Raw genomic sequence first — 11,775 nt, forward strand, 5'->3', positions numbered from 1 at the left:
CGATACCGAGATAAGCGAACGAGCACGGAGGATTGTCGATGAATCTTGCCCTGACAGAAGAAGAGGCCGCGTTCCGCGACGAGATGCGGACGTTCTTCACCACGAAGATCCCCGCCGAGATTCGCGAGAAGAACGCGACGGGTCAGGAGTTGAGCAAGGACGAAGTGGTCACGACCATGCGAATCCTGAACGAGAACGGCCTGGCAGTACCGCATTGGCCTGCGGAGTTCGGTGGCCGCGACTGGTCTGCGGTCCAGCGTCACATCTGGCTCGACGAAATGCAGCTGGCCTCGGTACCCGAGCCGCTGGCGTTCAACGCGTCGATGGTGGGCCCGGTCATTGCGACGTTCGGGTCGCAGGAGATCAAGGAGAAGTTCCTGCCGAAGACGGCGAACCTCGACATCTGGTGGTGCCAGGGGTTCTCCGAGCCCGAAGCCGGTTCGGATCTCGCCTCGCTGCGTACCACCGCCATTCGGGACGGTGACGACTACATCGTCAACGGCCAGAAGACGTGGACCACTCTCGGCCAGTACGCCGACTGGATCTTCGCGTTGGTACGCACCAACCCCGATGCACCGAAGAAGCAGGCCGGAATTTCGTTCCTGCTCATCGATCTGAACACCCCCGGCATCGAGATGCGTCCCATCAAGCTGGTCGACGGCAGCGTCGAGGTCAACGAGGTGTTCTTCGACAACGTCCGCGTCCCGGCCGAGAACCTCGTGGGCGAGGAGAACCAGGGCTGGAGCTACGCGAAGTTCCTGCTCGGCAACGAGCGCACCGGCGTCGCCCGCGCCGGGCACACCAAAGTTCGACTGGGACAGGCGAAGAAGCACGCCGCGCAGACGAAGGTCGGCACCGGGACGCTGCTCGAGGATCCACTGTTCGCAGCCAAGCTGGCCGAGGTGGAGAACGAACTGCTCGCCCTCGAGCTCACCCAGTTGCGGATGGTCTCGAGCTCGGACGACGGCAAGCCGAACCCGGCATCGTCGATTCTGAAGCTGCGGGGTTCCGAATTGCAGCAGACCACAACCGAATTGCTGATGGACATCGCCGGGCCGGACTCGTTGCCCTACGAGGCAGGCGAGGACATCGAGAGCGACGGTTGGGCGCAGCGGTCGGTACCGAACTACCTCAACTATCGCAAGGTCTCGATCTACGGCGGCTCGAACGAGGTTCAGCGCACCATCATCGCGTCGGCGATTCTCGGACTGTAAGGGAGCATCTGAAGACATGGATTTCGAACTCAACGAAGAGCAGAAACTGCTGCGCGACACCACCCGTGAGGTTCTTTCGCGCGCCTACGACACCGAGAAGCGCAACAAGATCGTGGCCGGTGAGCTGGGGTGGAGCACCGACGTCTGGAAGCAACTGGCCGAGGTCGGTCTGCTGGGTCTGACGTTCAGCGAGGACGACGGCGGGATGGACGCCGGTCCCGTGGAGATCATGGCGGTCATGACCGAGGTCGGACGACGGCTCGCGCCGGAGCCCATTCTCGACGCCGTTCTCGTGCCCGGCGGGCTCATCTCCGAGCTCGGCTCAGCCGATCAGCGCAAGCGACTTCTGCCACCCGTGGCCGAGGGCTCGTCGATGTTGGCGTTCGCGCACAACGAATCCGGCAGCCGCTGGCCGAACGTCGAGGTTGCCACCACGGCGACCGAGGACGGTGGATCGTGGTCGATCAGCGGCGTCAAGAACCCGGTTCCGCACGGCGGCAGCGCTGACGTCATCGTCGTCAGTGCCGTGCTTCCCGGCGGTGGAACCGGATTGTTCGTCGTCGACGGCGACGCGACCGGGCTGACCCGCAAGTCGTACGCCACCCACGACGGTCAGCGCGCCGCGCAGATCGAATTCTCCGACGTTGCTGCAGAACCGCTGGGTTCGGCCGAGAACGCAGCCGCGGCGATCACCGGTGCCGAGGTGCGCGCACAGGCCGCGCTGTGCGCCGAGGCAGTGGGAGCAATGGAAGAGGCGCTGCGGCTGACCACCGATTACCTCAAGCAGCGCAAGCAGTTCGGGGTTCCGCTGGCCAAGTTCCAGGCGCTCACCTTCCGTGCGGCGGACATGTACGTGCTACTCGAGCTGGCCCGCAGCATGAGCCTCTACGCCACGATGTCGTTGGCGGACGGCAATGTCGACACGACCATCGCCTCGCGCGCCAAGCTGCAGATCTCGCGTTCCGGTCGCAAGATCGGCCAGGAGGCAATTCAGCTGCACGGCGGAATCGGCGTCACGGCCGAATATCCCGTCGGGCACTACACCAGTCGGCTCGTTGCCATCGAGCACACTCTCGGTGGGGCCGACGAGCACCTGCGCATCCTGTCGGACAAGGTCGCCGATCACGACCTCATCGGAATCTGATCCGGTAAAAGGATACGGGCCCGGCCACCTCGTCCAGGTGGTCGGGCCCGTTCTCGTCTCTCGGACGCGTCAGCTACCCGAATCCGCCTGCACCACAAGGTCGGCCACAGCTGCGGGGTTGGAAACCAGGATCGCGTGCGAGCCCGGAACCTCGGTCACCCGGGCCCCGGCCCGCTGCGCCATGGACCGCTCGGCGGAGGTCGGGATGATCTGATCCTGCTGGGGGATCAGCGCCCACGACGGGGTGTGCGCCCAGGACGGCGGACCGCTCGGTTCGAGCAAGGCACCGGCAGCGATGGTCTTCTGGTGAGCGGCCATGCGGGCGGCCTGCTCCTCGGTGACGTCGGGGGCGAAGAACGGACGGAACAGCGCGGGCGTGATGTACGAGTCGACGTTCTTGCCGATCAGGTTGGACGAATCGTCGACGATAGACAGCCCGATCACCGGTGGGACCAGAGCCGTCACGGGGAATCGGAACGGGTCGAGTTCGAGTGCGACGGGTTCGCCTTCGACCGGCATGAACGCCGCGACGTAGACCAGAGCCTCCACGTTGTCCGCGTGCACGTTGCTGATCACCGTGCCGCCGTAGGAATGGCCGACCAGCACCACGGGCCCGTCGATGTTCTCGACGACGTCGGTCACCGAGGCCGCATCGATCGCCGGGCCGCGCAGTGAGTTCTCGGCGGTGACGACGGGGTAGCCGCGGCCGCGTAGGTCGGCCGCGACACCGTCCCAGCTGGTGCTGTCGGCGAAGGCACCGTGCACGAGGACAACGGTCGGCAGGCCCTGCGCAGCGGCCGGAGCCACCCCGATCCCGAGCATCGTGCCCACGGTCAGTGCCGCGGCTGCGAGCAGGGAGGTCCACTTGGAAGACGTCATGTTCTCAACCTGCCACATGCCAGGAGTTTCCACGGTGTTCACCGTCCGGATTCGACCAGCTTTTTCTCAGTGAACGCTCGTATGCTTGGCTTGTGGCAGTGGCGTTCGCCCGACCGGGTGATCGTGAAACGGTAGGTCCGATCGTGAGCGAGAGTTCGATGAAGTCTCGGATGGCCGAGTACCCACGTCCCCATCACTGCTTGTTGCACATCAGCGACACGCATCTCGTCGACGGCGGCGGTCGCTTGTACGGCGGCGTGGACAGTGAGTTGCGGCTCGAACAAGTGATGACCGATGTTCGGAACTCGGGGGTGCGGCCCGATGCGTTGGTGTTCACCGGTGATCTGACGGACAAGGGCGAGGCGGGTGCCTACGAGAAGCTCCGCGCTCTGGTCGAGCCGGTGGCCGAGGAGCTCGGCGCGCAGATCGTCTGGGCGATGGGCAATCACGACGACCGCGCGACGTTCCGTCGGACCCTGCTCGACGCGGAACCGAGCGGGCAGTCCATCGATCGCGTGCACGACGTCGACGGGCTTCGCATCGTCACCCTGGATACGACGGTCCCCGGAAAGCATCACGGTGAGCTCGCCGACGAGCAATTGGCTTGGCTCGCAGACACTCTCGCAACCCCTGCCGAGTTCGGCACGATTCTGGCGATGCACCACCCGCCGGTACCGACCGTGCTCGATCTCGCAGTTCTGGTCGAGCTCATCGATCAGCCGCGCCTGGCGGACGTGCTGCGCGGCAGCGACGTGAGATCGATACTCGCAGGGCATCTGCACTATTCGACGACAGCGACGTTCGCGGGTATCCCCGTCTCGGTCGCGTCGGCCACGTGCTACACCCAGGATCTCAATGTTCCCGCCGGCGGGTTACGCGGTCGCGACGGAGCCCAGGGCTACAACCTGGTTCACCTCTACGACGACACCGTCGTCCATTCGGTGGTACCGACGGGCTCGTACGACACTGTGGGAGAGGCAGTGTCGGCAGAGGAGACCGCGCGCCGGCTCGACGCAGCGGGAGTGACCATTGCCGACAGCGCCCGTCGAAAGTTGTTCAGCGACGCCTAGTTCTGGGTGCGTTCCCACGGCGCGACGATGGGGAAGTACTTGTCCAGGAACTGCGTCACGGTGCGCGTGCGCAGATCGAGGTCGACCTCCGGGAAGCTGCCGTCGTTGAGGCAGAAGAAGTCGACCGATCTTTTGGGCAGCAGCTTCTCCATCAACTCGAGACCCGCGACGGACGTGGTGTCGATGTACCGAACCTTCGCATCCTTCTGGACCACGGCGCGTCCGCTCATCAGCGCGTAGTAGTGGTACAGCGAATTCGTGACCGAGATGTTCGTACTCGCGCGGAATGCACTGGCAGCGGTGGAGGCGAACTCGTCGGGGAACTCGTTCTCCATTTCCTGCATCACGCTGCGGCGCAACGGCGTTGCCGCATGCTCGAGGTGCCGGGTGGTCGTCATCCCGAAGCGGTCCTGCAGGATCCGACGGTTCACGCGTGCCGCGTTCTCGAAGCCGCTGCGGTCGGCGTCGCTGTAGCCCAATCCGATTCGCGTCGTCGCCTCGATGAACATGCTGATTCCGCCGGGGGAGAAGAACATCGACGGGCTGACGGGGCGACCGAAGAACATGTCGTCGTTCGAGTACAGGAAGTGCTCGGACAACCCGGGGATGTGGTGCAGCTGGCATTCGACGGCCTGCGAATTGTGCGTCGGCAGTACGGAGGTATCGACGAAGAACGCCTCGCTCGGCACGAACGTCACCTTGGGATGGTCGGCGAGCCACGCCGGCCTCGGGGAGTCGGTGGCGACGAAGATGCGCCTGATCCACGGTGCGTACAGGTGAATCGACCGCAGTGCGTACTTCAGTTCGTCGATCTGCCGGTACCGGGCGGCCGAATCGTCGCCTTCGCCGACGACGTAGTTCGCCATCCGGCGGGCGCGTTGAGCCTGGAATTCCGCGGAGGAACCGTCGACCCACGAGAACACGATGTCGATGTCGAAATTGATGTCCGACGCGTGGTCGGCGAACATGTTCTCGATGGTCGGCCAGGTTCGGCCGAAGCGCTCGACGGTGCCGCGGACGGCCTCGTCGGGCCGAATGTTGCGGCGAGTGAGCGAGTTCTCGATCGGCAGCACGATCTCGGACGGTGAGAACGACCACAGCTCGATCTGCACCGCGGTCGATGCGCCGTAGTAGAGCCCGCTGAACGGCTCGACACGTGGGCGGTAGAGCCGCACGATGCGCGCGTTCGACGACGGCGACAAGGTGCCATCGGCTACCAGTACCGCTTTTCCGCGGGCGTCGACGGTCTTGGAGTAGAAGGGCTCGGCGCGGCAGGCATGCACCAGGGCCGTGGTCAGTGCCTCGCGAGCGGCCAGTTCTATGGCGATGACGGGACGCTCGTCGTTGCCGCGCACCAGGAGGTACTTGATCCGCGCGGCGTCGAGCACGGCGCGCACGAACAGCAGATCTTCGACCATCGCCTGGTGCGGGGTGGTCGAGGTGATGGTCAGTGCGTAGCGGCCGTCGTGGCTGACGACGTCGGACCGTTCGTTCAAGCGCGCGGCGGCAGCGTCGGATTCTCGGGTGACGGCATCGTTGGTCTCGTGCTCCGGTGGAACGAGGTAGATATCGTGCGGGGCAGAAGACGAGGTGATGACGTTCCTTCCGGAGTGTTCGCGCTGGCCGAGGAACCCCGGTGCCGTCTCAGTCTAGTGCAGGTGCGGTGCCTTTCGGACGCGCTGCGGTAGAACCCTGCTCGCTGCGACCAGGCCCAGTGCGATACCGACGACGTCGGCGAGTGCGTCGGCGGCCGATCCGGAGCGACCGAGCGGCAGGATCGCCTGCAGGAACTCCGACAGCACTGCGAACGCCGACACCCACAGTGCGGTCTTCACCCAGCCGATGCCGGCGAGTCGGGAGGTGTAGGCGAGAGCAGCGAACAGGATGCAATGAATGATCTTGTCGCTGTGCTGAAAGCTGGACGGCACCCCGGACGCGGGGGTGAAGAGAACGATCAGCGCGACGACGAACGTGACGGCCAGGGGAATTCGGTACGTCGACTGCGAGATCACTGCGAAGAGTTTACCGGCGCTGCAGCACCACCACTGTGTCGATTCGCTCGTCGCCGTCCGGCGTCGTCCGGGTGCGGTGTTCGGCGTGAATCACCTCGAACCCGTCGCCCGCCGCAGCGACGACCGGTTCCGGTGCGAACAGTCGGTGCTTGGCCGGGTGCTGCGAGGCGTGGCTGTCGCTGGGACTGTGACCGACGATCAGTAGACGGCCCTTCGGCGCGACCGCCGCGGCGAACCTGCGGGTGGTCAGTTCCAATTCGTCCGGCGGCACCTGCAAGAAGTGCACCGACACCAGATCGAACGCCGCGGCCGGGGGAGTCCAGTCCAGTACGTCTTCCTGACGCCAATCCACCGCGAGCGTCTGTGACCCGAGTGCCTGCTGTGCGGCGCGAGCGCGGCCCAGGGCCACATCGGAGATGTCGACGCCGGTCACGTTCCATCCTTCGCCGGCCAGCCAGAGTGAGTCGGCACCTTCACCGCAGCCGATGTCCAGGGCGCGGCCCGGAATCAGCTCGGACGCTTCCTGTACCAACACGGCGTTGGGATTTCCGCTCCAGATGGCGGTGCGTTGGTTGTAGAGGTTGTCCCAGAACGATTCGTCGAAGGCACCGTTCTCGAAATCCGGTTCCGGGTGGGTCGGGTCGGCTGGATGAGTGTGCGCAGGTGTGTGGTCGGCCATGGTTCGAGACTGCCCGCTGTCGTCCCCGAGCGCAAACGAATTTGCTCATTCGGCAAAAATAGGCCTTGGGTAAAGTAATCCGTCATGACCGAACCGGAACGCGAAGTACTGACGTGGGAGACCTTCGGAGACGCCTCGCGCGATCTGACGAAGAAGATCGTGGGCGACGGGTTCGTTCCGGACATCGTCATCGCGATCGCCCGCGGCGGACTCATCCCTGCCGGTGCCATCTCCTACGCCATGGGCGTCAAGGCTGCCGGCACCCTCAACGTCGAGTTCTACTCCGATATCGAAGAGACTTTGCCCGATCCTGTTGTGCTCGAACCACTTCTGGATACCGACGCGATCGTCGGCAAGAAGCTGCTCGTCGTCGACGATGTCGCCGATTCCGGCCGCACCCTGGCGCTGGTGATCGATCTACTGAAGGCGCACACGGCCGACGTGCGGTCGGCCGTGATCTACACCAAGCCCAGAACCATTGTGCAGCCGGACTACTCGTGGCGCGAGACCGACAAGTGGATCAATTTCCCGTGGTCCACGTTGCCGGTCATCACCTGAATTATTCGCTGGAGACGTCGATCAGCACCTTGCCGATGGTTCCGTTCTCCACGGCGTCGTGTGCGGCCGCGGTGTCGCTCAGCGAGAAGCGGTGCAGTGGCAGGCCGGTGGCTTCGCCCACCTCCAGCACGCCTGCTGCCGCCGCTGCGCTGACGTCCGCCTCGGCGTTGCGCAGAGCCTCGTCGCCCACGGTGTAGAGCAGCACGAACTGGTAGCGAGTGTTGAGCACCATGTTCGGCCGGACGTCGAGGGTGATGGTGTCGCCGCCGTTGTTGGCGTAGACGGCTACGGATGCTCGGTTCGCTCCCACGGCCGCGTTGAGTGCGGCGTTCTGTGCGGGAGCGACCTCGACCACCAGATCGATTCCGCCGGGCACCAATTCGCGGATGTCAGCGGCGGCGTCTCCGGTCTTGTAGTTCACCACGTGGTGCGCGCCGGCAGCGGTGGCCAGTGCGCCCTTCTCCGGTCCGCTGACGGTCGTCACCACGGTCGCGCCTGCCCAGCGGGCCAATTGGATCGCGGCATGACCGACGGCACCGGCGCCACCGGCGACGAGTACCGACTTGCCTTCCAACGCGCCGGGATGCAAGCGAGACGGGCCGTCCTCCGACACCGTCAGTGCGCGGTGTGCCGTCATCGCGGGTACGCCGAGGCTCGCGCCGACGTCGAAGCTGACGCCGTACGGCAGAGCAACCACACGTGATGCGGGAAGGTTGGTGAACTTCTGCGCCGTTCCGGTCGGACGCTGATGCTGGGCCAGGTACACCCAGACGCGATCTCCTACGGCCAGCCCCTCGACATCAGGGCCCACGGCGTCGATCACTCCGGCACCGTCCTGGTTCGGAACCACCTCGTCGAACGCCAGCTTCTCGCCCGGTCCGGAACCGGTCCTGTTCTTCCAGTCCGTCGGATTGACGCCCGAGACCACGACGCGTACGCGCACTTCGCCTGCGGCCGGCTCGGTCACCTCGCGATCTTTCGGTTCGAGGACGGACGAATCGCCGGTGCGGGTGTACACAATTGCTGGAGAAGTCATACCGGGTTCAACGCGCCTGGAGGGCCCCGATGTTCCCTTCGAAGCAATCGGGGTATGCATGACTGGCTATCAGTGCTCGACGGAAGAGGCGTACTCGATGAACCACAACGACCTGCTGACCGACGCATTCGGTCGAATCAAGGAACTCGTTCACTCGGTGTTGGACGACATACCCGCTGCCGCGTTGACCTATCGGCCCGACGCCGATGCCAACAGCATCGCGTGGTTGCTGTGGCACCTGACGCGTGTGCAAGACGACCACATCGCGGGTGTGGCCGGGAGCGAACAGGTCTGGACGTCGGACTCGTGGTTCGAGCGTTTCGGATTGCCGTTCGACAAGTCCGACATCGGGTACGGCCAATCGTCCTCCGACGTCGCTCAGGTCACCTCGAGCGCCGAGTTGTTGCGTGAATACCACGACGCCGTGCACTCGAAAACCGTTGCGTACCTGAGCGGTATCTCGACCGACGATCTGGACCGAATCGTCGACGAGAACTGGGATCCGCCGGTCACGTTGGGTGCGCGCCTGGTGTCCGTGGTCTCCGACGACCTTCAGCATGCCGGGCAGGCGTCGTACGTTCTCGGCCTGTACACCCGGCAGGCCTAGCCGTCAGGCGTAACGCTTCTGCAGGTTCTCCAGCGTCTTTCGGATGTTGCGACGCTGGAACTGCGGGAACGTCTTGCCGCTGGTGACGATCTTGTCGAACACGAGCGCCAGGGCATCGGGCCATTTCGTTCTGTCGTCGGTCCAGGTTTCGGTGACCTTTGTGCCGCCCGCGACCGGCTCGAAGTCGTATCGCCAGGTTGCGTTCGCGCCCTTGATCTTCGGAGCGCTCTTGCCAATGGCGTGGACGCGGAACTCGAAGGTCTTGCCCGGGTCGGCTGCGGTCACGGTGCAGCGAGTGATCCACTTCGCCCTGCCGCGCTTGTTGGTTCCGTCGAATACCATTCCCACGTAGGCGCTCTCGCGAGGATCGTGCACGGTGGCACCGGTATTTTCGGGACTCCACCGGCCCATCTTGGTGGGGTCGCTGATCGCAGCGTAGAGGGTGTCGGCGTCGGCGTTGACTACGACGCTGTCGGACACCGTGAACTCGCGGCTCATGAGGATGCGCCGTTCTTCAGGCCTGGATGAATACGAGTGAGCATGGGCACCAACAATGTTCGCGGAGTGATCTGGGCGAAGATCGATCCGATGCGGTTGGCGGGCCCGGGAATCGACACCATCCGTCCCTTGGTCATGTCGTCGACGGCGGTCTTGGCCACCGTTTCTGCCGACACCCACATGATCGATGGCAGTGCCTTCTCGGCGTCGTCTTTCGCGAAGCCCGCGGCCTCGCCGAAACCGGTTTGCACCGGTCCCGGGCACAGCGCGGTGGCGGTCACGCCGGTTCCGCGCAGTTCTCCGGTCAGAGACTGGGTGTAGGAGAGAACGAACGCCTTGCATGCGCCGTATCCGGCCTGGCCGGGAAGCGGCTGGAACGCGGCGGTGGAGGCCACGTTCAGCAGAGCGCCGCGTCGTCGCTCGGTCATGCCGGGGAGGAATCGAGTGCAGAGATCGGCGACGGCAACCACGTCGACCTCGATCATGTTCATCTCTGCTTCGGGGTCGGATTCGACGACCGGGCCGAGCGTCGACAGCCCGGCGTTGTTCACCAGGATGTCCGGTATCAGTCCGAGTTCGGTGATGCGCCCGAGCAATTCGGCGCGGGCGGCGCGATGGGACAGGTCTGCTGCGAGCACCTCGGCGCGAACTCCCCGCGAGCGGAGCTCGTCCGCAAGCTCGTCGAGCTTGTCGGCGCGGCGGGCGACGAGGGTGACTCCGTGACCTCGGGAGGCGAGTTCGCGAGCGATGGCGGCACCGATTCCGGAAGACGCTCCGGTCACGACGGCAGTCCGGTCGGGTGCGGGGCGAGGAAGGCTCATGCCCCCACCGTAGCGAACGCCCGCTGTGCAGCGCATTTGAATCCGGATGAGAGGTTAGCCTAGGGTTACTTTAAAGTCCCTTTGCTTGTCGAAAGGTAACCATGTTCTCTGTTTCACCGACCGGTCGACGGACTGCGCGCCGCGCAACCCTGCTGTCCGCGCTCACGGTGTCGGCCCTTGTGGTCGGTGCGTGTTCGAGTACCGATACCGCTGAGGAACCACAGGCGGGCAGCGACTTCGCGGCCGTCACCATCGATTCGGCGCTGGGTCAGGCCGTCATCACCGAGAAGCCGGAGCGCATCGTGACGCTCGGGCAGGGTTCGGCAGAGACGGCGATCGCGCTGGGTACAGTCCCGGTGGGCGTCGAGGAGTATTCCTGGGGTGCCGACGACACCGGCTATCTGCCGTGGGTGCACGACGCGGTCACCGAATTGGGTGCCGAGCTTCCCCAGCAGTTCACGGGCGGAACCGAATTGAACATCGAGGCCGTCGCGGCGCTCGAACCGGATCTGATTCTGGCACCGTGGTCCGGCGTCACGCAGGATCAGTTCGACAAGCTCAGTGCCTTCGCCCCGGTGGTCGCCTACGAGGAGAAGCCGTGGACCACGACGTGGCAGGACCAGATCACCGTCATCGGCAAGGCCATGGGCGAGGAGCAGAAGGCGGCGGATGAGATCGGCAAGATCGAGGACCGCTTCGCCGACGCTGCCGCCCAGCACCCCGAGTATTCGGACGTGAGTTTTTCGTACATCTACAACACCGGTCCCGGAACGCTTGGAGTGTTCCTCGCCGACGAGCAGCGCGTCGCGATGGTCCGCGGTCTCGGGCTGCAGGTCGATCCGGTGGTGAACACGCTCGACGAGACTGAGGGCACCGACTCGTCGGTGATCGGCTTGGAGAACGCGAATCTGTTGAACGATTCCGACCTGATTTTCACCTTCTACTCCGATCCGCAGAACCGCACCGACACCGAGAATCAGCCTGCGTACAAGCAGATTCCGGCCGTGTCCCGCGGTTCGGTCGTTGCGCCGACGGATCAGTCCTTCGTCACCGGGTCGTCGATCATCAACCCGCTGACAGTGCCGTGGGCACTCGAGCGATACGTGCCGATGATCGACGAGGCGGTCGCGAAGGTCGACGCCGGCATGTCTTCGACCAATTGAGCGGAGCGTAGAAGAGACGGTTGATCTCGACCCCATCGAGTCGCAGACGGTGCAGAAAGCCCACGGTGGTCTACTCGAATCAATCTGTTGAGCA

The 11,775-nt window shown here is 64.6% G+C and carries 13 protein-coding genes; 6 read left to right on the top strand and 7 right to left on the bottom strand.

The genetic code is table 11. The annotated features are described in order from the left end of the window. Positions 1–38: 38 nt before the first annotated feature. Together RFA01S_RS24450 and RFA01S_RS24455 are read left to right on the top strand one after the other, a co-directional pair. Entirely contained in the window at positions 39–1,214 is a 1,176-nt protein-coding gene (locus tag RFA01S_RS24450; protein ID WP_027497991.1) for an acyl-CoA dehydrogenase family protein, read from the top strand. 16 nt (positions 1,215–1,230) lie between these two features. After that, positions 1,231–2,358, top strand: coding sequence for an acyl-CoA dehydrogenase family protein (locus tag RFA01S_RS24455; protein WP_032364891.1), 1,128 nt, complete (start codon positions 1,231–1,233; stop codon positions 2,356–2,358). Positions 2,359–2,427: 69 nt separating this feature from the next. Here RFA01S_RS24455 and RFA01S_RS24460 read toward each other — a convergent pair whose 3' ends face one another. Next, the gene (locus tag RFA01S_RS24460; RefSeq protein ID WP_027497989.1) at positions 2,428–3,237 is read right to left on the bottom strand and encodes an alpha/beta hydrolase; all 810 of its coding nucleotides are present in this window, start codon (positions 3,235–3,237) and stop codon (positions 2,428–2,430) included. Between the two features lie 158 nt (positions 3,238–3,395). Here RFA01S_RS24460 and RFA01S_RS24465 point away from each other — a divergent pair, with 158 nt between their 5' ends. Then, positions 3,396–4,307 carry a phosphodiesterase gene (locus RFA01S_RS24465; RefSeq protein ID WP_027497988.1) on the top strand — a complete coding sequence of 304 codons (912 nt, stop codon included), beginning with the start codon at positions 3,396–3,398 and terminating at the stop codon, positions 4,305–4,307. Here the strand turns inward: RFA01S_RS24465 and RFA01S_RS24470 are convergent. The 3 genes from RFA01S_RS24470 to RFA01S_RS24480 form a co-directional block, all read right to left on the bottom strand. Continuing rightward, positions 4,304–5,803 carry a stealth family protein gene (locus RFA01S_RS24470; RefSeq protein WP_174557312.1) on the bottom strand — a complete coding sequence of 500 codons (1,500 nt, stop codon included), beginning with the start codon at positions 5,801–5,803 and terminating at the stop codon, positions 4,304–4,306. The genes RFA01S_RS24465 and RFA01S_RS24470 overlap by 4 nt on opposite strands. A 153-nt stretch (positions 5,804–5,956) precedes the next feature. Continuing rightward, on the bottom strand, positions 5,957–6,319 hold the full coding sequence (locus RFA01S_RS24475; protein ID WP_032406333.1) for a VanZ family protein: 363 nt from the start codon (positions 6,317–6,319) through the stop codon (positions 5,957–5,959). Positions 6,320–6,329: 10 nt separating this feature from the next. Further along, positions 6,330–6,998 (bottom strand): class I SAM-dependent methyltransferase, encoded by a 669-nt coding sequence (locus RFA01S_RS24480; protein ID WP_081371415.1) that lies wholly within the window; start codon positions 6,996–6,998, stop codon positions 6,330–6,332. Between the two features lie 84 nt (positions 6,999–7,082). Between RFA01S_RS24480 and RFA01S_RS24485 the strand changes: the two genes are divergently transcribed. Further along, positions 7,083–7,556 carry a phosphoribosyltransferase gene (locus tag RFA01S_RS24485; RefSeq protein WP_027497985.1) on the top strand — a complete coding sequence of 158 codons (474 nt, stop codon included), beginning with the start codon at positions 7,083–7,085 and terminating at the stop codon, positions 7,554–7,556. A gap of 1 nt (position 7,557) precedes the next feature. Here the strand turns inward: RFA01S_RS24485 and RFA01S_RS24490 are convergent, their stop codons facing one another. Then, the gene (locus tag RFA01S_RS24490; protein WP_032406334.1) at positions 7,558–8,592 is read right to left on the bottom strand and encodes an NADPH:quinone reductase; all 1,035 of its coding nucleotides are present in this window, start codon (positions 8,590–8,592) and stop codon (positions 7,558–7,560) included. A gap of 97 nt (positions 8,593–8,689) precedes the next feature. Between RFA01S_RS24490 and RFA01S_RS24495 the strand changes: the two genes are divergently transcribed. Beyond that, positions 8,690–9,199: a mycothiol transferase gene (locus RFA01S_RS24495; RefSeq protein WP_027497983.1), complete on the top strand. Its 510-nt coding sequence runs from the start codon at positions 8,690–8,692 to the stop codon at positions 9,197–9,199. 3 nt (positions 9,200–9,202) lie between these two features. On the opposite strand, the gene RFA01S_RS24500 is transcribed toward RFA01S_RS24495, so the two are convergent. After that, positions 9,203–9,697, bottom strand: coding sequence for an SRPBCC family protein (locus RFA01S_RS24500; protein WP_027497982.1), 495 nt, complete (start codon positions 9,695–9,697; stop codon positions 9,203–9,205). Beyond that, a complete protein-coding gene (locus RFA01S_RS24505) occupies positions 9,694–10,518 on the bottom strand; it encodes an SDR family NAD(P)-dependent oxidoreductase (protein ID WP_032371649.1) in 825 nt (274 codons plus the stop codon). Before RFA01S_RS24505 ends, RFA01S_RS24500 begins: the two co-directional genes overlap by 4 nt. 101 nt (positions 10,519–10,619) lie before the next feature. On the opposite strand from RFA01S_RS24505, the gene RFA01S_RS24510 reads away from it, so the two are divergent. After that, positions 10,620–11,681, top strand: coding sequence for an iron-siderophore ABC transporter substrate-binding protein (locus tag RFA01S_RS24510; protein ID WP_032406335.1), 1,062 nt, complete (start codon positions 10,620–10,622; stop codon positions 11,679–11,681). Positions 11,682–11,775: the final 94 nt, after the last annotated feature.

This window comes from Rhodococcoides fascians NBRC 12155 = LMG 3623 (assembly GCF_001894785.1).
GTDB classification, from domain to species: Bacteria; Actinomycetota; Actinomycetes; order Mycobacteriales; family Mycobacteriaceae; genus Rhodococcoides; species Rhodococcoides fascians.